General features: G+C 69.6%; 19 protein-coding genes and 1 pseudogene. 11 read left to right on the forward strand and 9 right to left on the reverse strand.

Annotated elements, in window-relative coordinates; all coding sequences use genetic code 11:
* The first annotated feature begins 15 nt into the window (after nt 1-15).
* The 5 genes and pseudogenes from metG to ACFY5B_RS01560 form a co-directional block, all read left to right on the forward strand.
* On the forward strand, nt 16-1,731 hold the full coding sequence (gene metG, locus ACFY5B_RS01540; protein ID WP_389962927.1) for a methionine--tRNA ligase: 1,716 nt from the start codon (nt 16-18) through the stop codon (nt 1,729-1,731).
* A gap of 177 nt (nt 1,732-1,908) precedes the next feature.
* Complete coding sequence (locus ACFY5B_RS01545; protein ID WP_053670278.1) at nt 1,909-2,274, forward strand: PH domain-containing protein; 366 nt, start codon at nt 1,909-1,911, stop codon at nt 2,272-2,274.
* An 85-nt stretch (nt 2,275-2,359) separates the two neighbouring features.
* Nucleotides 2,360-3,301, forward strand: a complete 942-nt coding sequence (locus ACFY5B_RS01550; RefSeq protein WP_389962931.1) for a hypothetical protein — start codon at nt 2,360-2,362, stop codon at nt 3,299-3,301.
* A 13-nt stretch (nt 3,302-3,314) separates the two neighbouring features.
* The gene (locus tag ACFY5B_RS01555; RefSeq protein ID WP_389962933.1) at nt 3,315-3,755 is read left to right on the forward strand and encodes a hypothetical protein; all 441 of its coding nucleotides are present in this window, start codon (nt 3,315-3,317) and stop codon (nt 3,753-3,755) included.
* Nucleotides 3,756-3,939: 184 nt separating this feature from the next.
* Nucleotides 3,940-4,170, forward strand: a pseudogene (locus tag ACFY5B_RS01560) (Uma2 family endonuclease); the annotation flags it as partial.
* 16 nt (nt 4,171-4,186) lie between these two features.
* Here ACFY5B_RS01560 and ACFY5B_RS01565 read toward each other — a convergent pair.
* From ACFY5B_RS01565 to aspS, 4 genes are all read right to left on the reverse strand, one after another.
* Nucleotides 4,187-4,606 (reverse strand): hypothetical protein, encoded by a 420-nt coding sequence (locus ACFY5B_RS01565; RefSeq protein ID WP_389962936.1) that lies wholly within the window; start codon nt 4,604-4,606, stop codon nt 4,187-4,189.
* Between the two features lie 50 nt (nt 4,607-4,656).
* Complete coding sequence (locus tag ACFY5B_RS01570) at nt 4,657-6,000, reverse strand: MFS transporter (RefSeq protein WP_389962938.1); 1,344 nt, start codon at nt 5,998-6,000, stop codon at nt 4,657-4,659.
* A gap of 179 nt (nt 6,001-6,179) precedes the next feature.
* Complete coding sequence (locus ACFY5B_RS01575) at nt 6,180-7,148, reverse strand: intradiol ring-cleavage dioxygenase (RefSeq protein ID WP_389962940.1); 969 nt, start codon at nt 7,146-7,148, stop codon at nt 6,180-6,182.
* Between the two features lie 117 nt (nt 7,149-7,265).
* Nucleotides 7,266-9,029, reverse strand: a complete 1,764-nt coding sequence (aspS, locus tag ACFY5B_RS01580; protein WP_389962943.1) for an aspartate--tRNA ligase — start codon at nt 9,027-9,029, stop codon at nt 7,266-7,268.
* Between the two features lie 178 nt (nt 9,030-9,207).
* Between aspS and ACFY5B_RS01585 the strand changes: the two genes are divergently transcribed.
* Nucleotides 9,208-11,346, forward strand: coding sequence for a SpoIIE family protein phosphatase (locus ACFY5B_RS01585; protein ID WP_389962946.1), 2,139 nt, complete (start codon nt 9,208-9,210; stop codon nt 11,344-11,346).
* On the opposite strand, the gene ACFY5B_RS01590 is transcribed toward ACFY5B_RS01585, so the two are convergent.
* From ACFY5B_RS01590 to ACFY5B_RS01600, 3 genes are all read right to left on the reverse strand, one after another.
* Nucleotides 11,301-12,374, reverse strand: coding sequence for an AI-2E family transporter (locus ACFY5B_RS01590; protein WP_389962949.1), 1,074 nt, complete (start codon nt 12,372-12,374; stop codon nt 11,301-11,303). The genes ACFY5B_RS01585 and ACFY5B_RS01590 overlap by 46 nt on opposite strands.
* An 84-nt stretch (nt 12,375-12,458) precedes the next feature.
* Nucleotides 12,459-13,436, reverse strand: coding sequence for a pirin family protein (locus ACFY5B_RS01595; protein WP_389962952.1), 978 nt, complete (start codon nt 13,434-13,436; stop codon nt 12,459-12,461).
* Between the two features lie 174 nt (nt 13,437-13,610).
* Nucleotides 13,611-15,113 (reverse strand): MFS transporter, encoded by a 1,503-nt coding sequence (locus ACFY5B_RS01600; RefSeq protein ID WP_389962955.1) that lies wholly within the window; start codon nt 15,111-15,113, stop codon nt 13,611-13,613.
* A 156-nt stretch (nt 15,114-15,269) separates the two neighbouring features.
* On the opposite strand from ACFY5B_RS01600, the gene ACFY5B_RS01605 reads away from it, so the two are divergent.
* Nucleotides 15,270-16,007 (forward strand): TetR/AcrR family transcriptional regulator C-terminal domain-containing protein, encoded by a 738-nt coding sequence (locus tag ACFY5B_RS01605; protein ID WP_389962957.1) that lies wholly within the window; start codon nt 15,270-15,272, stop codon nt 16,005-16,007.
* Nucleotides 16,008-16,048: 41 nt separating this feature from the next.
* On the opposite strand, the gene ACFY5B_RS01610 is transcribed toward ACFY5B_RS01605, so the two are convergent.
* The gene (locus ACFY5B_RS01610) at nt 16,049-16,513 is read right to left on the reverse strand and encodes an SseB family protein (RefSeq protein ID WP_030846788.1); all 465 of its coding nucleotides are present in this window, start codon (nt 16,511-16,513) and stop codon (nt 16,049-16,051) included.
* A gap of 122 nt (nt 16,514-16,635) precedes the next feature.
* On the opposite strand from ACFY5B_RS01610, the gene ACFY5B_RS01615 reads away from it, so the two are divergent.
* The 4 genes from ACFY5B_RS01615 (at nt 16,636) to ACFY5B_RS01630 (ending at nt 21,167) form a co-directional block, all read left to right on the forward strand.
* Nucleotides 16,636-17,463, forward strand: a complete 828-nt coding sequence (locus ACFY5B_RS01615) for an intradiol ring-cleavage dioxygenase (protein WP_389962960.1) — start codon at nt 16,636-16,638, stop codon at nt 17,461-17,463.
* A 134-nt stretch (nt 17,464-17,597) separates the two neighbouring features.
* Nucleotides 17,598-19,424 carry an acyl-CoA dehydrogenase gene (locus ACFY5B_RS01620; protein ID WP_389962963.1) on the forward strand — a complete coding sequence of 609 codons (1,827 nt, stop codon included), beginning with the start codon at nt 17,598-17,600 and terminating at the stop codon, nt 19,422-19,424.
* Nucleotides 19,425-19,501: 77 nt separating this feature from the next.
* Entirely contained in the window at nt 19,502-20,824 is a 1,323-nt protein-coding gene (locus tag ACFY5B_RS01625) for a M18 family aminopeptidase (RefSeq protein ID WP_389962966.1), read from the forward strand.
* 88 nt (nt 20,825-20,912) lie between these two features.
* On the forward strand, nt 20,913-21,167 hold the full coding sequence (locus ACFY5B_RS01630) for a DUF6458 family protein (protein WP_389962969.1): 255 nt from the start codon (nt 20,913-20,915) through the stop codon (nt 21,165-21,167).
* Nucleotides 21,168-21,309: 142 nt separating this feature from the next.
* On the opposite strand, the gene ACFY5B_RS01635 is transcribed toward ACFY5B_RS01630, so the two are convergent.
* Entirely contained in the window at nt 21,310-21,702 is a 393-nt protein-coding gene (locus tag ACFY5B_RS01635; protein WP_389962972.1) for a cupin domain-containing protein, read from the reverse strand.
* Nucleotides 21,703-21,741 lie beyond the last annotated feature (39 nt).

Raw genomic sequence — 21,741 nt, forward strand, 5'->3', positions numbered from 1 at the left:
TGGGAGCAGCCCGCGATGGCTCGACACCTCATCACCAGCGCCCTTCCGTACATCAACGGGATCAAGCACCTGGGCAACATGGTGGGGTCCATGCTCCCGGCGGACGTCTACTCCCGTTACCTGCGCCAGCGGGGCCACGAGGTCCTCTACATCTGCGCGACGGACGAGCACGGCACCCCCGCGGAGCTGGCCGCCAAGGAGCAGGGCATCCCGGTGGACGCGTTCTGCACGGACGCGCACCACCAGCAGAAGGCGATCTACGACGGCTTCAGCCTGGCCTTCGACTACTTCGGCCGCAGCTCCTCCCCGCAGAACCACGAGATCACCCAGGAGATCGCCCGAGAGCTGAAGGCGAACGGCTTCATCGAGGAGCGTTCGATCCGCCAGGTGTACTCGAACGCCGACGGCCGCTTCCTGCCCGACCGGTACATCATCGGCACCTGCCCCCACTGCGGCTACGACAAGGCCCGTGGCGACCAGTGCGAGAACTGCACGCGCGTCCTGGACCCGACGGACCTGATCGACGCCCGCTCGGCGATCAGCGGCAGCAGCGACCTGGAGGTCCGCGAGACCAAGCACCTGTTCCTCCTGCAGTCGGTGCTGGCCGGCGAGGTCGAGGCGTGGGTCGACGAGCGGGCGGACAACTGGCCCGTCCTCGCCTCCTCCATCGCCCGCAAGTGGCTCACGGAGGGCCTGCACGACCGCGCGATCACCCGCGACCTGGACTGGGGCGTCCCGGTCCCGGCCGACACCTGGCCGGACCTCGCCGCGGAGGGCAAGGTCTTCTACGTCTGGTTCGACGCCCCGATCGAGTACATCGGCGCGACGAAGGAATGGGCGGACCAGGACCCGGAGAACCGTGACTGGCGCTCCTGGTGGTGGGAGTCGGACGCGAACGTCCACTACACGCAGTTCATGGGCAAGGACAACGTCCCCTTCCACAGCGTGATGTTCCCGGCGACCCTGCTGGGCACCCGCGCCCCGTGGAAGAAGGTCGACGTCATCAAGGCCTTCAACTGGCTGAACTACTACGGTGGCAAGTTCTCGACCTCGCAGCGCCGGGGCGTCTTCACGCACGACGCCCTCGACATCCTGCCGGCCGACTACTGGCGCTACTTCATGATGGCGAACGCCCCGGAGTCGGACGACTCGTCCTTCACCTGGGAGCACTTCACCGCCACGGTGAACAAGGACCTGGCCGACACCCTCGGCAACTTCGTCAACCGCGTCCTGTCCTTCTCCAAGAAGCGCTTCGGCGAAGAGGTCCCGGCGGGCGCCGAGCCCGGCGAGGCGGAGGCGAAGCTGGGCGACGAGATCGCCCGCCTGCTCGCGGAGTACGAGGCGCAGATGGAGGCCATCCAGTTCCGCAAGGCGGCGGCCGCGCTGCGCGCCCTGTGGTCGGCGGGCAACTCCTACCTGGAGGAGAAGGCCCCCTGGCTGGAGATCAAGACCAACCCGGAGGGCGCGGCCCTCACCCTCCGTACGGCGATGAACCTGATCCACCTCTACGCGGTGGTCTCCGAGCCGTTCATCCCGACGTCGGCGAAGAAGATGCGCGAGGCGTTCTCCCTGGAGAACGACACGGCGACCTGGGTCACCCGGGACGAGGCGAAGTCCCTCACCATCGTCCCCGCCGGCACCCCCTTCACCATCCCGCCGGTCCTGTTCGCCAAGCTCACGGACGAGGACCTGGAGTCGTACAAGGAGCGCTTCGGCGGCGAGTCGGCGTAACTCCCGCCCCGCACCCGCCCCTAGGGGATTCTCCTCCTGGGGGCGGACGTGTTTCCCGGATCGGCTCGTCCCCAGGCTCATCGCCTTGACGGGCCTCCGTTCGTAGGATGAGCAAGGCATCCGGCCGACCAAACGACTTGGTCAACCAACGGTCCGGTCAACCAAACGGGGGACACCATGGCACTGTTCGGCAACGCGCACACCGTGAACCCGCAGTCGGCCCAGCAGGACTACGCCCGCCTCCTCGGCCACGGTGAGCAGGTGCACGCGGCGTTCCTGCTGATCCGCGACACCATCCTCTTCACCGACCGCCGCCTGATCCTGATCGACAAGCAGGGCATCACCGGCAAGAAGGTCGAGTACCACTCGGTCCCCTACCGCAGCATCACCCACTTCTCGGTGGAGACCGCCGGCACGTTCGACCTGGACGCCGAGCTGAAAATCTGGATCTCCGGCACCCCGGCCCCCATCGAGAAGACTTTCACGAAGGGCGTCGACATCTACGAGGTCCAGGCGATCCTGACCCAGTTCGTGGCGCGGTAGCCCGGGAACGTTTCTCCCCGGCTCGAAAGAGTGAACGCCGTCCATCCGCCGGAAATACGGCCTTCTGCCCACTTACATGGCCCACATGGTCACATCAGCCCATGAAGGCATGCACCGGATCTTCCAGGAGCGGCCTGAGATCCTTTCCCCGGTCTTCGGGGCGCTGGGCATCGCGTTTCCCGAGAAGGCGGCCGTCTACGCGATCGGCACCGACGTGACGGAAGCCAGACCCCTGGCGCGCCACATCGACACCGTGCTGCGCATCGGCCCGTCCGACGGGGAGGACTTCCTGCTCGCCGTGGAGGCGCAGGAGAGAAGGGACACCAAGAAGGAATCGAGCTGGCCCTACTACATCTCCTACCTCCAGGCGAAGTACGGCCTGCCGGTTCTCCTGCTCGCCGTCTGCCGCGACCGGGCCACGACCAAGTGGGCGACCGGCCCCTTCTCCTGTGGCACGCGTGGCTGGACCGCCCAGATGACGTACCCCTTGGTCGTCGGGCCGGACAACCTCCCGGTGATCACCGATCCGAGGACCGCGGCGGAGAAGCCGGCGATGGCCGTTTCCTCGGCTCTGGCTCACGCCAACAGCCCCCACATCGACGCCATACTGGACGCACTGGGCCGTGCCCTCGCAGGGATGGACTGGAACGCCGCCAGCTACTTCTTTCAGTTTCTCGACTCGGCGTTGGGGGACACCCCCGCCGGAGACAAATGGAGGGACATCGTGACGTTCGTCAACTACTTCCCCGGCCGGGGCACGGTGATGGAGAAGGCCTACCTCGAGGGCGAAGCCAAGGGCGAAGCCAAGGGCGAGGCCAGGGGCGAGGCCAGGGGCGAAGCGAAGGCCATCCTCCGCTTCCTTGAAGCGCGGAACGTCTCCGTCCCCCAGGAAGCCCGGGACCGCATCGCCGGCTGCACCGACCTCGACCTCCTCAATCGCTGGCTGGACCGGACGCCCCACGTGGAGAGCGTCGACGAGCTGTTCGCCGAGGACACGGAGCCCGCCGCGGACCGGACCGAGACCTGAACACGGGGCGATCATGATCGACGATCCGGACACCACACCGGAACTACACGACTTGCTCCGGTTCACTCTGACATCCATGGGCTTGGGCATTCCGCCGGAGCGAGTAGCCGGAGACCTCCGTTCCGGGCTGGAGGAACTGAGACAACACGGCTCCATCTCGCTCCAGGACATGGCCCGCATCCGGGCCAGGGTGGACAACCGGCCCGATGACGAACACGGGGACGAGGAATGGGTCAGGGGGTTCGCCGCCGGATACACGGCGGCGTGGGCCGCAGCAGTCTTGCGACTCCTCGAGATGCGTGACATCGACGTACCCAAGGAGGTCTTCCGCCCTCTCCACCTGTGTCCGGACCCGGCCACTCTCACTCGCTGTTTCGACCGCGCCATCACGGTGGACACACCGGAGGAACTGTTCACCGCAGAGGCCGACCACACCCAGCCGACCGCCCCCTGAGTGGCGTAAGAGGCGATCCTGACCCAGTTCGTGGCGCGCTGACGGTCTTCCTCGACGTAGGGCACGAAGTCCGCCCAGGCGCCCGGCGCGTTCGAGAGTCGGGGGTCATCGAGGACCTTGGAGTCGCGGACGTGCACGGTGCCGGGGGGCGACGGCCGGCTCCCCGGACGCGACTTCCGTCTCGTGGGTCACCAAGATGCGCGACTACCCGCTCATGGGCGTCCCCGTCTACGCGATCTTCGACCCCCGCACCAGCACCGGCACGGTCCTCACCGACATCCACGCCACCCCCGACGGCCCCCGCTATGCCACCCGCAAGGACTTCGTCTACGGGGAGGACGTCACCATCGCCGACTGGACGATCTCCACCGAAGGCCTGCCGCGTTACGAAGACGGCACCGGCGAGCAGCGCTGAGCCTCTGACAAGACTTCTACGTCGTGAGCAGCGCCGCAAGACGGGTAGCGGTCCGCTCGCCCGCACGCTGCCTGACCAAGCCCTCTTTGGCAGCAGCACGGAGCCTGACCTCCGAGTCGGGCGCCCCGCCGCCGGTCACCCGGGCGGTGACGACGACCGGGTTCAGGCCGCCGGCGCCACCGCCGACGACGACCCGGAGCGTCCGTTGCCCCTCACCGGATTCCGGCACAGGGCCGACCGTTCGCCCTGCCCGTTCGAGTACCGAGGCAACGTGCTCGACGGCGTCGTCGAACGGCAGGGCGACGACCAGGTCGATCTCCTGAACGTTCTTCCGCATCAGCTTGGCCACGAAGCGGGTCAAGCCGCCCCAGGCCCCGGCAGCGGCAGCCAGAGCCGCAAGCTCATCGGCCAGGATCTGGTCCTCGTGGTCGTCCACACGTCCCCCGTTCCCGTTCGGACGACCACGCTTACCACGAGCCGTCGCGCCTACCGCACAGCCGCCTCCCCCGAAACCGCCGCACGCCCACGGGTGCCCATCTGCTCGCCCCGCTTGGTGTGCCGCACGAACGCCACCCCGATCACCGCCAGGATCGACGCCGCCGAGAGCGTGTACAGGCCCCCGTTCGTACTCCCCGTCGTGTCCTTCAGGTAGCCGAACAGGGTCGGCGACACGAAACCACCGAGGTTTCCCAAGGAGTTGACCAGGGCGAGACCTGGTGCCGCGATCTTCAGGTCGAGGCCCGACTGGGCCATCGGCCAGAACAGGGTGGCCGCGCACTTGCCGCCCACCGCCGCCAGAGTGAGCGCGGCGAGGCCGAACCAGGGGGAACCGAGCGTGGCGAGGAACGTGCCGGTGGCGGACAGGACCAGGGCGATCGCCAGGTAGGGGCGGCGGTCGGGGGCCCGGTCCGTGAAGTGGCTCATCGTGTACATCGCGATCACCGCGCAGATCCAGGGGATCGCCGACAGCAGCCCGATCTGGAAGGGCGACAGCCCGCCGATCTCCTCCACCAGACTCGGCAGCCAGAACGTGATCGCGTAGCCGGTGAGCGCCATCGCGAAGAAGACAGAGGTCAGAACCGCCACCTGCGGGTGAAAGATCAGCTTCCAGCGGGACACCGACGGAGCACGGTCACGCGCCTCCCTGTCCCGCGCCACCGCCTCGCTCAGCGCGGCCTTCTCCTCCGGCGTCAGCCACGTCGCGTCCTGGATCCGCGAGACGAGGAAGAACCCGGCGATGAAGCCCACGAAGATCGAGAAGGCGCCCTCCAGGGCGAACATCCAGCGCCAGCCGGCGATGCCGCCCGCACCGTGCAGCTCCAGCAGCGCGCCGGTGATCGGGCCGGTCACGATGTACGCCGTCGCCGAGCCGCCCAGGAAGATCGCACTGGCCCGGCCCCGGCTGGAGTCCGGCAGCCACTGGGTGAAGTAGAGCAGCACACCGGGGAAGAAGCCGGCCTCCGCGACACCGAGCAGGAACCGCAGCCCGTAGAACATCCACACGTTGTGGATGAAGCACATCGCCACGATCACCAGACCCCAGGTGATCATGATGCGGGTCAGCCAGACCCGGGCGCCGAACCGCTCCAGCCACATGTTGCTCGGCACTTCGAACAGCGCGTAGCCGATGAAGAACAGGCCCGCGCCGAGTCCGTAGGCCGTGGCACTGACTCCGACGTCGGCCCGCAGTTCGTCCTGGACGAAGCCCACGTTCGTCCGGTCCATCTGGTTGACCAGCAGCATCAGGACCAGGATCGGCAGCATGCGGCGCAGGAACTTGCCCACCGCCCGTTGCTCGGCCTCGGGTATCGCTGTCACGGCGTCTGACATCGTTGTCTCCCTTACGGTACACGTACATGAACAGCAATCACGTACGCGTTTCGAAGGGACCTTAGGGAGGCTCGCCTTCCGGGTCAACGGGTGGGACAGAAGTCCATGGTTGTGAATGTGGGGCGGACGATCAGGACTTGCCTGCTCACTCCCGCCCCACAGCGAGAAAGGGGTCCGCGTCAGCTCGCGGTCGCCGAAGCCGACGCGCCCGGCTGGACCGAGTCCCCCGTGCCGTCCTGCGTCGCCTCGGGGTCGATGCCCATGGTGAGCGCGGCGACGACACCCTTGGCGATGGCGCCCTTCTTGTACTTCAGCTTCAGCAACCCGCCCTCGGCCCCGTTGCCCGGGTAGATGGTGTCCTCGTCGAGGGTCGTGCGGGTCGTGGTGTTGGTGGAGTACGGCGCGACCTCGGCCGTGGCCAGCACGGACGCCTCGTCGAAGAAGAGCTGGCCGGTGTGGCAGGTCGTGCCGCCCTCGTAGCCCGCGTCGGTCCAGGTGCCGTTCACATGCACCTTGGTGTGGATGTGAACGCAGCGCCCCTGGTACCAGCCGGGGAAGACCGTGCGGAAGACGACCTCGCCCTTCTTGTCCGTCCGCCACGTGCCGCGCAGGTAGCGCTCGTCGTCGGTGGGCTCCTCGTGACCCCCACCGCCCCCGCCTACCGGGGGCGAGCCCGTGGGGCTCCCGGTCGGGGTGCCGGTCGGCGTACCGGAGGGAGGCGTGCCGCCCCCTCCGCCACCTCCCCCGCTGCCCATCGCCTCGTACCCGGAGTAGACGCCCAGCGCGTTGCAGTGCCAGATGTCGACGGCGGCGTTCGCCACGGGCTTGCAGGTGTCGGCGTCGATCACCTTCAGACGCAGGGTGAGCGGGATGCCCTCCTGGTCCTCGGTGACGTCCCGGCGGAGCTTGTCCGCGTCGATGTAGTAGGGGCCTTCGGTCGTCTCGGAGGTCAGCTTGTAGCAGGCCTCGCCCGAGGTTGTGGCCGTCTTCCCCTTGGCCGCCGTCGTCTCCTCGCCGGCGAACGCGCCCGCCGCGAACGAACCGCCGACGCCCGCCGCAACCACCGCACCGGCTCCCGCGGCGACGACCTTGCGGCGCGTCAGATCCCTCTTGTGTTTCGGCCCTGGGGCCGTCTCCTGTCCCGTCATGGGAAAGGAAGCTAGAGAGCGCGGCTGTCAGGAGCCTGGGTGAGAGCTGGGTGAAGGCCCTGGACGCGAAAGTGGCTCGGAACCGGCGCCGGTTCCGAGCCACTCACGGGCGTTCGCCTACTTCGGCTGCGGCTTGCGCACCGACAGGTGCAACTCCTTCAGCCGTGCCTCGTCCAGCTCCGTCGGCGCGCCCATCATCAGGTCCTGGGCGTTGCCGTTCAGCGGGAAGGCGATGGTCTCGCGGATGTTGGGCTCGTCGGCGAGCAGCATGACGATGCGGTCGACACCCGGGGCGATGCCACCGTGCGGCGGGGCGCCGAAGCGGAGGGCGCGCAGCATGCCCGCGAACTTCTCCTCGACGGTCTCGCGGTCGTACCCGGCGATCTCGAAGGCCTTGAGCATGATCTCCGGCTCGTGGTTCCGGATCGCGCCGGAGGACAGCTCGACGCCGTTGCAGACGATGTCGTACTGCCAGCCGAGGATGTCCAGCGGGTCCTGGGTCTCCAGGGCCTCGAGACCGCCCTGCGGCATGGAGAACGGGTTGTGCGAGAAGTCGATCGCGCCCGTCTCCTCGTCCTTCTCGTACATCGGGAAGTCGACGATCCAGCAGAACCGGAACACGCCCTCCTCGAAGTGCCCGGCACGCTTGGCGGCCTCGACCCGGACCGCGCCCATGATCTTGGAGACCTCGTCGAACTCGCCCGCGCCGAAGAAGACCGCGTGGCCGGCCGCGAGCGACAGGCGCTTGGTCAGCTCGGCGACGTTCTCCTCGGTGAGGAACTTCGCGATCGGGCCGGACAGCGAGCCGTCCTCGGCGACGCGGACCCACGCCAGGCCCTTGGCGCCCTGCGAGACGGCGTAGTCGCCGAGCTGGTCGAAGAACTTGCGGGGCTGGCCGGAGACGTCCGGCACCGGCAGGGCGCGCACGTGCTTGCCGGCGAACGCCTTGAACTCCGAGCCCTCGAAGATGTCGGTGATGTCGACGAGTTCGAGCTGGGCCCGCAGGTCGGGCTTGTCGGAGCCGTACTTCAGCATCGCCTCGCGGAACGGGATCCGCGGGAACGGCGAGGTGACGTGGCGGCCGCCGCCGAACTCCTCGAAGAGCTCGGTCATCAGCTTCTCGACGGGCTGGAAGACGTCCTCCTGCTCGACGAAGCTCATCTCGATGTCGAGCTGGTAGAACTCGCCCGGCGAGCGGTCGGCGCGTGCGTCCTCGTCGCGGAAGCAGGGCGCGATCTGGAAGTACCGGTCGAAGCCGGAGATCATCAGCAGCTGCTTGAACTGCTGGGGCGCCTGGGGAAGGGCGTAGAACTTGCCCGGGTTCAGACGGGAGGGGACGACGAAGTCGCGGGCGCCCTCGGGGGAGGTCGCGGACAGGATCGGCGTCGCCATCTCGTTGAAGCCCAGCGCCGTCATCTTGTGCCGGATCGCCGAGATGACCGACGTGCGCAGCAAGATGTTCTTGTGCATGCGCTCACGGCGCAGGTCCAGGAAGCGGTACTCCAGGCGCCGCTCCTCGTTGACCCCGTCCTCGGTGTTGATCGTGAACGGCAGCGGGGCGGCCGCGCCGAGCAGCTCGACCTCGCCGACCTCGACCTCGATCTCACCGGTCGGCAGCTCGGGGTTGATGTTCTCCGTGCCCCGGGAGACGACCTTGCCGTCGACGCGGACGGTCGACTCCTTGGAGAGCTTGTCGAGGGCCTCGTAGGCGGGGGTGCCGGGACGGGCCACGAGCTGCGTGATGCCGTAGTGATCGCGCAGATCGATGAAGAGGATGCCGCCCAGGTCGCGCCGATTGTGCAGCCAGCCACTCAGCCGGACGTCGCTGCCGACGTCAGAGGAGCGGAGCTCGCCGCAGGTGTGGGACCTGTACCGATGCATCGTCGTTCATCCAGTCTTCGCTGATCGGGGTCTGTGTTTCACGTGAAACGCCTCCCCAGCGTACCGGGCAGGCGAAGATCAGCTCTCCTCAGTTCTCGATCGAGCACGCAGTCACCGCCGTTCGGGCACGTGTCCCCATCGGTGGCAGTGTGCGAGCGCGTCTTCTTAAAGTAGGGCAATGCGCACTGGCGAGCCTCTGCCCGCCGTGGGGGAGGCCCTCGCCGCCCTCGCGACCGGCCTGTGGCACTGGGACACCGCCACCGGGCTGGTCACGGTCGATGCCGAGGCGGCCCGGTTGCTCGGGCTGCCCGCCGAGCAGGTCAGCCTCACGGAGGCCCAGGCCCGGGCCCGGCTGCATCCCGTCGACTGGAACGAGATCACCGGTGTGATCCAGCTGGCCGTGGCCGAGGGCACCCTCGCCGAGGTCAGGATCCGGATCATGGACGAGCTGGGCCGGGTCGTCCGGGTCGTCCGCAGCCGCTCCAAGCCGTCCTTCGACCGGGCCCGCAAGGCGTACCGGCTGATCGGCACGCTCCAGGAGGTCACCGAGCCGACACCGGGCACCCCGGCCGGGCGCAGTGCGGTGACCGGCGACTGGCGGCGCTCCCGGGAGGCGTTCCTGCTGGACGCGGGCCGGGCCCTGGCCGAGGCGCGCTCCACCCAGGAGGTCCTGCGGGTCACGGCGAACCTGTCGATGCCCGGGTTCTCGCCGGACGGGCTGGCCGTGTTCGGCGTATCGGGCGATCGCCTGACGATCATCGGCCACCACGGGCAGCAGCGGGGCACCGAGAACCCCTTCTCGGACATGCCGCTGGACACCGACTACCCGGCCGCCGAGGTGGTGCGGACCGGCCGGGCCGTCTACCTGTCCTCCGCCGAGCAGTACAAGGCCCGCTACCCCCTGACCTGGCCGCTCGCCGAGCGCTTCGGCCGCCGCTCCTGGGCGTTCCTCCCGCTGACCGTGGCCGGGCGCACGATGGGGGCGTGGATGGCGGCGTTCACCTACCCGGTGGCGTTCACCCCGGACGAGCGGTCCGTGCTGGCGACGGTGGCCCGGATGCTGGCACAGGCCCTGACCCGGGCGGGCCTGGCCGAGAGCGAGCGGGCACTGACCGACGGCCTCCAGCGCACGATGCTGCCGAGACTCGGACAGCAGCGAATCCCGGGCATGAGCGTCGCGGCCCGCTACGTCCCCACCGGCGGCGGGCTCCAGGTCGGCGGCGACTGGTACGACGTGATCCCGCTGCCCAGCGGGCGGTTCGCGCTGGTCATCGGTGACGTGCAGGGCCATGACGTACGGGCGGCGGGCCTCATGGGCCAGCTGCGGATCGCCCTGCGGGCCTACGCGTCGGAGGGCCACCGCCCGGACGCGGTGCTGTCGCGCGCCTCCCGCTTCCTGCACGGCATCAGCGACGAGGACCCGGCCGATCCACGCTTCGCCACGTGCGTGTACGTCGAGGTCGACCCGGCGACAGGGGTGCTGGACATCGCCCGCGCCGGGCACCCGGACCCGGCGATCCGGATGGCCGACGGCACGGTGCTGACCCGGCCGACGTCGGGCGGGCTGCCGCTGGGCATCGACCCGGACGCCGACTACCCCACGACCCGGCTCACCCTGGAACCCGGCGAGACCATGCTGATCTGCACGGACGGCCTGCTCGAGACCGGCGGCCACGACCTGGAGACCGGCTGGCGGCGGCTGCGCGTGATCCTGGAGGAGCACAAGGGCGATCTGGAGGAGCTCGCCGACAGCCTCGTGCAGGCCGTGCACGGGCCGTCCTCGCACCACACCACCGGCCCGCTGGCGGACCGCCGCGAGGACGACATCGCGCTGCTGCTGCTGAGCCGGGAGGGCGCGGGCTGCGGCTGCGGCGACGCGATGACCGTACGGCCTCCGGTGCGGCGCTCGGTGCTGACCGTCGCGCAGGCCGAGCCCGAGCGGGTCGCCGTCGCCCGCCAGCAGCTGCGCGAGTTGCTGCACGACTGGGTCTCGCGCGACCAGGTCGACTCGGCGGTGCTGCTGCTGTCGGAGATGCTGACGAACGTCCTCGTGCACACCGACTCCGACGCGCTGCTGGTCGCCGAGATCACCGGCGAGGTGGGTGGGCGACGGTTGCGGATCGAGGTCACGGACGCCGGCGACGACCTGCCGCACCGACGCCGCCCCGGGGAACTGGCGTCCTCCGGCCGCGGCCTGGTGCTGATCGAACTGCTCGCGCACGCCTGGGGGGTGGAGCCACGCGGCGAGGGCAAGAGCATCTGGTTCGAGCTCTACGAGTCGGTGGACGGCTCGGGCGACGGCTCCTGGTCGCCGTAGCGGGTACGCAGTTCCTGGACGACGCCGAAGGCCGCCGCCGTGAGCGGGACGGCCAGCAGCATGCCGAGGACTCCGGCGACGGACGCCCCGGCCGTGATCGTCACCATCACCACCGCCGGATGCATCTGCACGGTCCGGCTCTGGATCATCGGCTGGAGCACATGCCCCTCCAGCACCTGCACCGCGAGGACCACGCCGAGCGCCCACAGCGCGATGACGAACCCCCGGTCGGCCAGCGCGACCAGCACGGCCACAGCGCCCGAGATGAAGGCGCCGAGGTAGGGGATGTACGCGCCGACGAAGACCAGGGCGCCCAGTCCGGCCGCGCCGGGCACATCCAGGACGAGCAGCCCGACCGTGATGCAGAGCGCGTCGATGAGGGCGATGAGGGTGGTGCCGCGCATGAACCCCTCGACGGCCCTCAGCGCCCGCCGCGCCATGGCCTCCAGGGTGCCGGCCGCCCCACGGGGCGCCAGGGAACGCAGCGTCCCGGCGGCCTTGTCGGAGTCGCGCAGGAAGAAGAAGACGAGCAGCAGCGCGAGGACGGCCATGGCGATGGACTCGCCGACCACGCTGACGCCGCTGATCACGCCGGAGGCGGCCGTACCGCCGAACTTCCCCAGCAGTTCCCGGGCGTTCGAGGCGAGGTCGTCCAGCGAGGTGCCGGCCGCCCCGAAGTGCTCGGAGACACCCCGGGCGGCCTCCTTGAGCGAGGCGACGATCTCGTCGCCGGTGTCGATGAGCGCGGCGACCACGATGTACACGGCCCCGCCGACCACGGCGACCACCGCGACACAGGTGAGCCCGGCCGCGACCGACCGGTGCACCCCGGCCTTCACCAGCCGTCGGTGCAGCGGCCCGAGTAGCGCCGTCCCGAGCAGCGCGAGCAGCACGGGCACGACGGCGGTCCGGAACTCCACGACGAGCCGGATCCCGACGTAGACGACTCCGGCGAGGAGCAGCAGAACGGCACACCAGGCGGCGAAACGCCGGGCTGGCTCGGGGAGCACCGGGGTGGAGGCATGCACATGCCCACCCGATCACGCCCCGGGCGGGCCGTCCCGCCGGGGAGGCCCGCCAGGGTGACGGGACGTCAGCCGCCCCGTCCCACGTCAGTCCTGCGGACCGCTCGCGGTCATCCCGTGCACCGCCGGGACCGTGCCCAGGCGGCCCTTCTGGAAGTCCTCGAAGGCCTGCATGAGCTCGTCCTTGGTGTTCATGACGAACGGGCCGTAGTGGGCCATGGGCTCGCGGATGGGCTGCCCGCCGAGCAGGACGACCTCCAGGTCCGGCGTGTTCCCGTCCTGCTTCTCGTCCGCGCGGACGGTCAGCGAACCGCCCGCGCCGAAGACGGCGGTCTGGCCCATGTGGACCGGGCGCCGCTCCGCACCGACCGCACCCTTGCCCGCCAGGACGTACGCCAGGCCGTTGAAGTCCTCGCGCCACGGCAGGGTCAGCTCCGCACCCGGCGCGAGGGTCGCGTGGACCATCGTGATCGGCGTGTGCGTGATGCCGGGACCCTCGTGGCCGTCCAGCTCACCGGCGATGACGCGCAGCAGCGCGCCGCCGTCGGGGGAGGTGAGCAGCTGGACCGAGCCGCTGCGGATGTCCTGGTAGCGCGGGGCCATCATCTTGTCCTTGGCCGGGAGGTTCACCCACAGCTGCAGGCCGTGGAAGAGCCCGCCGGAGACGACGAGATGCTCGGGTGGGGCCTCGATGTGCAGCAGGCCCGAGCCCGCGGTCATCCACTGGGTGTCGCCGTTGGTGATGGTGCCGCCACCGCCGTTGGAGTCCTGGTGGTCGAAGATACCGTCGATGATGTAGGTGACGGTCTCGAAGCCGCGGTGGGGGTGCCACGGGGTGCCCTTGGGCTCGCCCGGCGCGTACTCCACCTCGCCCATCTGGTCCATCATGATGAACGGATCCAGATGGCGGTAGTTGATCCCCGCGAACGCCCGGCGCACCGGGAAGCCCTCGCCCTCGAAACCGCTCGGAGCGGTCGTGACGGCAAGTACGGGACGTGCCACGGCGTCGGCCGGAGCGGTCACGCGGGGCAGCGTCAACGGGTTCTCGACGGTCACTGCAGGCATGTCGGTTCCTCCTCGTGTACGCCCAGTTTAGTTGAGCGTTGAACTTCTTGCCACCCTGAACAGAGAAAAACCGGAGGGCATTCCCACCCGGGGGACGGCGCAGCGAACCACGGGAGACCGGCACGGCGAAAGGCCGTCACCCCGTTGCGGGGTGACGGCCCTCGGGCGTCCGCGTCAGGCGACCAGCTCGCGCTCCTCGCTCGCGGCGTCGGCGGGAGCGGGCGTCCTGCGGTCCCGCATGACCAGCGTGGCGACGACCGCCGCGGCCAGGACCCCGAGCGCGCTGATCGTGAAGGTCGTCGACATCGAGGCGGCGAAGGCCTCCCGGGCCGCCCGCACCAGCCCCGCGTCACCGCCGGCGACGGCCAGCGCACCGCCGATGGACTCCCGGGCCTGCTCGGGGGCGCCGGCCGGCATCTCGTCCGTGTAGCCGCCGGAGAGCAGGGAGCCGAGGATCGCGATGCCGAGGGCGGTGCCGGACTGCTGGATGGTGTCGTTGAGGGCGGAGCCGACGCCGGCCTTGTCCTCGGGGATGGTGCCCATCAGCGCGGCCACCGCGGCCGGCATCGCCAGCCCGGCGCCCAGGCCCAGGATCCCTAGCGCCACGGCCGGGACCGTGAAGCCGCTGTCGGCGCTGAGCGTGGTCAGCAGTCCGAAGGACGCGGCCATCAGCAGCATCCCACCGAGGATGACGAACCGGTTGCCCGCCTTGGCGGCGAGCTGCGCCCCGGCCGCGTTGCCGGCCAGCGCGGCCACGGCCAGCGGCAGGAAGGCCAGGCCCGCCCTGACCGCGGACCAGCCGAGGACGAACTGGAGGTACTGGGTCAGCACCAGCAGCAGACCGGCGTTACCGATCTGGACGAGCGCCAGGGAGAGCGAACCGCCGCTGAAGTTGCGGTGCTTGAAGAGGACCAGCGGGACCATCGGCGAGGGGGTCACGTTCTGCCAGGTCACGAAGCCGGCCAGGGCGAGCACCGCCACGGCCAGGACGATCAGGGAGCGGCCTTCGAACGCGCCGTGCTGAGGGATCTCGATGATCCACCACACCAGGGCCGTCATGCCCACCGCCGACAGCACCGCACCCAGCGGGTCCGGCTTCTGCCACGGCGCCTTCGACTCCGGCATCAGCAGCACACCGGCCAGCAGCGCGAGGCCGACGATCGGGACGTTGATCAGGAAGATCGCCTGCCAGGCGAAGTGGTCGATCAGCACGCCGCCGAGCACCGGGCTGCCGACCAGCCCCAGCATCGACACCGAGCCCCACGCCGCCATCGCCTTGGGCCGCTCGTCCTCGTCGAAGACGGTGATCAGGATCGACAGGGTCGAGGGCATGATCAGCGCGCCGCCGACGCCCATCGCGATCCGCACCGCGATCAGCTCACCCGGGCTGGAGCAGAACACCGCCCCCAGTGAGGCCGCGCCGAACAGCAGCAGCCCGATCAGCATCACCCTCCGGCGCCCGAACCGGTCCCCGAGGCTTCCCGAGGTCAGCAACAGTCCGGCGAAGACCAGGGTGTAGGAGTCGAGGATCCACTGCATGTCCTGGGCGCTCGCCCCGAGGTCCTCGGTCAGCGTGGGCACCGCGACCGTCAGCGCCATGTTGTCGACGACCAGGACCAGCGTGCTGAGACACAGCACGATCAGGATCCACCAGCGGCGTGGATTGCGAGCTTCCATGTCCTCTTCCCCTCCCGCGAACACCGTTCCTTCGATGCGAACACTGTACGCACAGCGGAACGGTGTGCGCAACCCTTGCGTTCTGTACGCTGGTTGCGCACGCTGTTCGCACGCGATGGGTCATTCAGCGCGATTGGTCATTCAGGAGGAGCGCCCATGAGCAGAAGCAAGGCGACGGACAAGAACCCGATCCCGTCCGTATGGACCCGCGAGCAGCGCCGGACCGACCAGCCCGCGCTCAGCCGGGACGCGATCGTGCGCGAGGCGATCGCGATGCTCGACGCCGAGGGCATCGAGGCGCTCTCCATGCGCAAGCTCGGCGCGCGCCTGAACGCGGGAGCGACCTCGCTGTACCGGCACGTCGCGACGAAGGACGAGCTGATGGAACTCGCGGTGGACGAGGTCGCCGCCGAGATCCACGTCCCGCCGGCGGGCGGCCCCGACTGGCGCGCGGCGGTGACCGAGGCGGCCGGATCCTTCCGCACGACGGCGCTACGGCACCCCTGGCTGACCCTGGTCCTGGGGCAGGCGGGGCTCGCCTACCTCGGTCCGAACTACATGAACTTCTCGGAGCGGCTGGCGGCCCTGTTCACCGCCGCGCGATTCCCGGAGCCGAGCCGGGCGATCGACGCCGTCTTCTCGTACGTCATCGGCATGAGCACGACCGAGGCCGCGTGGCTCACCACGGTCGCCCGCTCCGGCGAGAGCGAGTCGGAGTTCGTCGCCCGGCTGCTGCCCGCGGCCCAACAGGCCTCGGCCGGCTACGACCACCTGGCGGCCGCCGGGCCCGAGACCTCCGCGCAGGCCTCCGACCCCGCGAAGCTGCGCGACGACAAGTTCACCTACGGCCTGGAGGTCGTCCTGGACGGCCTGGCGCTGCGCCTGCCGAAGTGACTACGTCCGGGTCTCAGCCGCCATCCGCGCGGCAATGGCGTCTAGCCATACATCCGGCGCATCGCGAACTCGACCATCTGCTCGACTGCCTTCGCGTCGAACACCATGCGGTGCTCGCCCTCCATGTCGAGGACGAAGCCGTAGCCGGTCGGCAGCAGGTCCAGCACCTCGGCACCGGTGATCACGAAGTACTTGGACTCCTTGCCCGCGTACCGGCGCAGCTCCTTGAGCGTGCTGAACATCGGGATCACCGGCTGCTGGGTGTTGTGCAGGGCGAGGAAGCCGGGGTTGTCGCCGCGCGGGCAGTAGACCTTCGACGTGGCGAAGACCTGCTGGAAGTCCTCGGCGGCCATCTGCCCGGTGGTGAAGGCGCGCACCGCGTCCGTGAGGGACGGCGGGGACGGCTCGGGGTACAGCGGCGGCTGCTGCCCGTACCCGCCGGACATCGGCTGCTGCGGAGGGGCGTACTGCCCTTGCGGGCCCGCTGTCTGGTCGTAGCCGTACATGAGCGCAAGCGTACCGAGAGCGGACCGGCCGGCGGGCCGGTACGGCGGTCCCGGCAAACCGACAGCGAGTCGACAGCGCCCGGTCTGTGGATCGCCGCGGTCCGCGCTCGTAGCGTCGTGGCATGAACGCACGCGATGACGAGGGCCCGGCCGCGCACGACGGGGGCCCGCCCGCGCACGACGGGGGCCTCTCCCACGACCTGCCCGTCCTGGCCCGCCGCCGGATGATCCGGCTGATGGCGGGCGCGAGCCTGGTCCCGCTGGCGGGCTGCACCTCGAAGGCCGGCACCTCGGCGTCCCCCTCCTCCTCGTCCACGGGGTGTGCGGAGATCCCCGAGGAGACGGCCGGGCCCTTCCCCGGCGACGGCTCGAACGGCGTGAACGTACTGAAGGAGAGCGGTGTCGTCCGCAGCGACATCACCCGGAGCTTCGGCGACTCCGCGGGCGGCAGAGCCGAGGGCGTGCCCCTGACGATCCGGCTCACGGTGGTGGACGCGGCCTCCGGCTGCGGGACGCCGAAGAAGGGCGCGGCCGTCTACCTCTGGCACTGCGACCGGGACGGCGCCTACTCCCTGTACTCCGAGGGCGTCACGGAGGAGAACTACCTGCGGGGCGTGCAGGAGACGGACGACCGGGGCCGGGTCACGTTCACCAGCATCTTCCCGGGCTGCTACCCGGGCCGCTGGCCGCACCTGCACTTCGAGGTCTACGGCAGCCTGGCCGACGCCACCGCGGCGACGTCGATCACGAACACCTCGCAGCTCGCCTTCCCGCAGGACGTGTGCGACACGGTCTACGCCTCGGACGGCTACGACGCGAGTGTGCGGAACCTGTCCAGCCTCTCGCTGGAGGACGACAGCATCTTCAGCGACGGCCATGAACGGCAGCTGGCGACGATGACGGGCAGCGCGAGGGACGGCTACACCGCGGCATTGACCGTTCCGGTGTGACCTGTCACAGATGACGGATCGGGGTTGCTTCTTATTACCGGCGGGTAGCATCATCGTAGCTACTTGTTGGTACGTGAACTAGCGCGAGGATCCAGTGCCTCGCCGATCTCTCTACGGAGCCGGGAGCCGTCGCCATGGGGCACTACAAGTCGAATCTCCGCGACATCGAGTTCAACCTCTTCGAAGTACTCGGGCGCGACAAGGTGTACGGCACCGGCCCGTTCGAGGAGATGGACGTCGAGACCGCGAAGAGCATCCTGGAGGAGATGACGCGCCTCTCGGAGAACGAGCTGGCCGAGTCCTTCATCGACGCCGACCGCAACCCGCCGGTCTTCGACCCGCAGACCAACACCGCGCCGGTCCCCGCGTCCTTCAAGAAGAGCTACCAGGCCTTCATGGACTCCGAGTACTGGCGCCTCGGCCTGCCGGAGGAGATCGGCGGCACCACCTCGCCCCGCTCCCTGATCTGGGCCTACGCCGAGCTGATCCTGGGCGCCAACCCGGCCGTGTGGATGTACTCCTCGGGCCCGGCGTTCGCCGGCATCCTCTTCGAGGAGGGCAACGAGGTCCAGAAGCACATAGCCAAGGTCGCCGTGGAGAAGCAGTGGGGCTCCACGATGGTGCTCACCGAGCCCGACGCGGGCTCCGACGTGGGCGCCGGCCGCACCAAGGCCGTGCAGCAGGAGGACGGCTCCTGGCACATCGAGGGCGTGAAGCGCTTCATCACGTCCGGTGAGCACGACATGTCGGAGAACATCCTCCACTACGTGCTGGCCCGCCCCGAGGGCGCCGGCCCCGGCACCAAGGGCCTGTCCCTCTTCCTCGTCCCGAAGTACCTCTTCGACTTCGAGACCGGCGAGCTGGGCGAGCGCAACGGCGTCTACGCCACGAACGTCGAGCACAAGATGGGCCTGAAGGCCTCCAACACCTGCGAGATGACCTTCGGTGACCAGCACCCCGCCAAGGGCTGGCTGATCGGCGACAAGCACGACGGCATCCGCCAGATGTTCCGCATCATCGAGTTCGCCCGCATGATGGTCGGCACGAAGGCGATCTCCACGCTCTCCACGGGCTACCTCAACGCCCTGGAGTACGCCAAGGAGCGCGTCCAGGGCCCCGACCTGGCGAACTTCATGGACAAGACCGCGCCCAAGGTCACCGTCACCCACCACCCCGACGTGCGCCGCTCGCTCATGACGCAGAAGGCCTACGCCGAGGGCATGCGCGCCCTGGTGCTCTACACCGCCTCCATCCAGGACGAGATCCAGGTCAAGGAGGCCGCCGGCGAGGACGTCTCCGCCCTGGAGGCCCTGAACGACCTGCTCCTGCCCATCGTCAAGGGCTACGGTTCCGAGAAGGGCTACGAGCAGCTCGCCCAGTCGCTGCAGACCTTCGGCGGCTCCGGCTTCCTGCAGGAGTACCCGATCGAGCAGTACATCCGGGACTCCAAGATCGACACCCTCTACGAGGGCACCACGGCCATCCAGGGCCAGGACTTCTTCTTCCGGAAGATCGTCCGCAACCAGGGCGCCGCGCTGAACTCCCTCGCCGAGGACATCAAGAAGTTCCTGGCGCTCGGTGAGGGCGGCGAGGAGCTCGGCGCGGCCCGCGAGCACCTCGCCAAGGCCGCCGTCGAGCTGGAGGCCATCGTCGGCCTGATGCTCACCGACCTCGCGGCCACCGAGCAGGACGTCAAGAACATCTACAAGGTGGGCCTCAACAGCACCCGCCTGCTGATGGCCTCCGGTGACGTCGTCGTCGGCTACCTGCTGCTCAAGGGCGCCGCGGTCGCCGCCGAGAAGCTGGAGACGGCCTCCGCCAAGGACAAGGCCTTCTACACCGGCAAGATCGCCGCCGCGAAGTTCTTCGCCGCCAACGTCCTGCCGGGCGTCACCCTGGCCCGCAAGGTCGCCGAGGGTGTCGAGCTGGACCTGATGGAGCTGGACGAGGCCGCGTTCTAGATCTTTCACGTCCTCTGTTCGAGGGCCCGTTCCCTTACCCCGGGAACGGGCCCTCGTCCGTCGTTAGAGTGAACCCCATGACCGAACGAGCCCGCTTCGACCGCGGCCACACCGACGACCTCATGACCTTCCTGGCGGCGAGCCCTTCGCCGTACCACGCCGTGGCGAACGCCGCCGAGCGACTGGAGAAGGCAGGCTTCAAGCAGGTCGCCGAGACGGACGCCTGGGACGCGGTGGCGTCAGGGGCTTCCGCCGCGGGGAGCGGCGGCAGGTACGTGCTGCGCGGCGGCGCGATCGTCGCCTGGTACGTGCCGGAGGGCGCGGCGCCTCACACGCCGTTCCGGATCGTCGGCGCCCACACCGACTCCCCCAACCTGCGCGTCAAGCCGCTCCCCGACACCGGGGCGCACGGCTGGCGCCAGGTGGCCGTGGAGATCTACGGCGGACCGCTGCTCAACTCCTGGCTGGACCGCGATCTCGGCATCGCGGGCCGGCTGACCCTGCGCGACGGCTCGACGCGCCTGGTCGACGTCGACCGGCCGCTGCTGCGCGTTCCGCAGCTCGCCATCCACCTGGACCGCTCGGTCACGGCCGACGGCCTCAAGCTCGACAAGCAGCGGCACATGCAGCCGGTCTGGGGCCTCGGCCGGGACGTCCGCGACGGCGACCTGATCGCCTTCCTGGAGGAGACGGCCGGCATCCCGGCGGGCGAGGTCACCGGCTGGGACCTCATGACGCACTCCGTGGAACCGCCCGCCTACCTGGGCCGCGACCGCGAGCTGCTGGCCGGCCCGCGGATGGACAACCTCCTGTCGGTGCACGCCGGCACGGCGGCCCTGGCGGCCGTCGCCTCGTCCTCGTCGCAGCCGGCGTCCATCCCCGTCCTGGCCGCCTTCGACCACGAGGAGAACGGCTCCCAGTCGGACACCGGCGCGGACGGACCGCTCCTCGGGAACGTGCTGGAACGCTCGGTCTTCGCCCGCGGCGGCTCCTACGAGGACCGGGCCCGCGCCTTCGCCGGCACGGTCTGCCTGTCCTCCGACACCGGCCACGCCGTGCACCCCAACTACGCGGAGCGCCACGACCCGACGCACCACCCGCGCGTCAACGGCGGCCCGATCCTCAAGGTCAACGTCAACAACCGCTATGCCACGGACGGTTCGGGCCGCGCGGAGTTCACGGCGGCCTGCGAGGCGGCCGACGTGCCCTTCCAGTCGTTTGTCTCCAACAACTCCATGCCCTGCGGCACCACGATCGGCCCGATCACCGCCGCCCGGCACGGCATCAGGACCGTCGACATCGGCGTGGCCATCCTGTCGATGCACAGCGTCCGCGAACTGTGCGGCGCCGACGACCCGTTCCTGCTGGCGGGCGCGCTGGCGGCGTTCCTCGAGAGGTAGAACGGGCCGTCACCGCATGGGTGTTCCCTTCGGGGGTACCCGGTGTTCCGGGACCGGAACGACCGGACCGTACAGGGAGGCGACACACATGGGCCTCGGCGGATGCATCATCCTCATCGCCGTGGGAGCCATCCTCACGTTCGCGACCGACTGGGACATGCAGGGGGTCAACCTCGACCTGGTCGGCATCATCCTGATGATCGTCGGACTGATCGGCGTCACCACGTTCAGCAGCATCGCCAGGCGCCGACGCGTGGTGGTGCCCCCCACGACCCCGGTCGTGGACGACCCGGGGGTACACCACCACCGCCGCGACGGCTACAGCGACGGCTACGGGGTCTGACCCCCGGACACCCTCGGGCGTCCATTCACGAAGATCTGCGGCACACCCTCCGGTGCGGAAGGGTCGAGTGCGAGGGCGCGGGGCAGTCGGTCCCCCGCGCCCTCACCGCTGTGCGGCAGTTCGGTGGGATGGCCAGGGGTGTTCACCCCAACACATGCCCCCTAGTGGCGTCCACGCGGTCCGGGACCTCGTCGTGGCGGTCGCCGACCGTGAGGGTGTCGGTGGGTTCGAACATGAGGATCGCGGTGGGGACGGAGGCGGACGGCTTGTGTTCGGTGCCGCGCGGCACCGTGAAGACGCTGCCCCGGGGCAAGACCACCGCGCGCTCGCCCGTCGGCTCGCGCAGGGCGATGTGCAATTCGCCGTCGAGGACGAGGAAGAACTCGTCGGTGTGCTCGTGGACGTGCCAGACGTGTTCGCCCTCCACCTTGGCGATCCGGACGTCGTAGTCGTTCACGGCGGTGACGATGCGGGGACTCCAGCGGTCGGAGAAGGCGGCAAGGGCGCGGGCGAGGGCGATGGGTTCCTGGGTCATGAGGTGATCCTGCGGGTGCCGTGGAGGCCGTGCGAGTGA

Origin of the sequence: Streptomyces sp. NPDC013187 (assembly GCF_042899705.1) — a bacterium.
GTDB classification, from domain to species: Bacteria; Actinomycetota; Actinomycetes; order Streptomycetales; family Streptomycetaceae; genus Streptomyces; species Streptomyces hawaiiensis_A.

Excerpts from the sequence above, each read along its gene's own strand:
- metG (WP_389962927.1), top strand. The coding sequence starts at position 16 with ATGGCTCGACACCTCATCACCAGCGCCCTTCCGTACATCAACGGGATC.
- ACFY5B_RS01545 (WP_053670278.1), top strand. The coding sequence starts at position 1,909 with ATGGCACTGTTCGGCAACGCGCACACCGTGAACCCGCAGTCGGCCCAG.
- ACFY5B_RS01550 (WP_389962931.1), top strand. The coding sequence starts at position 2,360 with ATGGTCACATCAGCCCATGAAGGCATGCACCGGATCTTCCAGGAGCGG.
- ACFY5B_RS01555 (WP_389962933.1), top strand. The coding sequence starts at position 3,315 with ATGATCGACGATCCGGACACCACACCGGAACTACACGACTTGCTCCGG.
- ACFY5B_RS01570 (WP_389962938.1), bottom strand. The coding sequence starts at position 6,000 with ATGTCAGACGCCGTGACAGCGATACCCGAGGCCGAGCAACGGGCGGTG.
- ACFY5B_RS01575 (WP_389962940.1), bottom strand. The coding sequence starts at position 7,148 with ATGACGGGACAGGAGACGGCCCCAGGGCCGAAACACAAGAGGGATCTG.
- aspS (WP_389962943.1), bottom strand. The coding sequence starts at position 9,029 with ATGCATCGGTACAGGTCCCACACCTGCGGCGAGCTCCGCTCCTCTGAC.
- ACFY5B_RS01585 (WP_389962946.1), top strand. The coding sequence starts at position 9,208 with ATGCGCACTGGCGAGCCTCTGCCCGCCGTGGGGGAGGCCCTCGCCGCC.
- ACFY5B_RS01595 (WP_389962952.1), bottom strand. The coding sequence starts at position 13,436 with ATGCCTGCAGTGACCGTCGAGAACCCGTTGACGCTGCCCCGCGTGACC.
- ACFY5B_RS01600 (WP_389962955.1), bottom strand. The coding sequence starts at position 15,113 with ATGGAAGCTCGCAATCCACGCCGCTGGTGGATCCTGATCGTGCTGTGT.
- ACFY5B_RS01605 (WP_389962957.1), top strand. The coding sequence starts at position 15,270 with ATGAGCAGAAGCAAGGCGACGGACAAGAACCCGATCCCGTCCGTATGG.
- ACFY5B_RS01610 (WP_030846788.1), bottom strand. The coding sequence starts at position 16,513 with ATGTACGGCTACGACCAGACAGCGGGCCCGCAAGGGCAGTACGCCCCT.
- ACFY5B_RS01615 (WP_389962960.1), top strand. The coding sequence starts at position 16,636 with ATGAACGCACGCGATGACGAGGGCCCGGCCGCGCACGACGGGGGCCCG.
- ACFY5B_RS01620 (WP_389962963.1), top strand. The coding sequence starts at position 17,598 with ATGGGGCACTACAAGTCGAATCTCCGCGACATCGAGTTCAACCTCTTC.
- ACFY5B_RS01625 (WP_389962966.1), top strand. The coding sequence starts at position 19,502 with ATGACCGAACGAGCCCGCTTCGACCGCGGCCACACCGACGACCTCATG.
- ACFY5B_RS01630 (WP_389962969.1), top strand. The coding sequence starts at position 20,913 with ATGGGCCTCGGCGGATGCATCATCCTCATCGCCGTGGGAGCCATCCTC.
- ACFY5B_RS01635 (WP_389962972.1), bottom strand. The coding sequence starts at position 21,702 with ATGACCCAGGAACCCATCGCCCTCGCCCGCGCCCTTGCCGCCTTCTCC.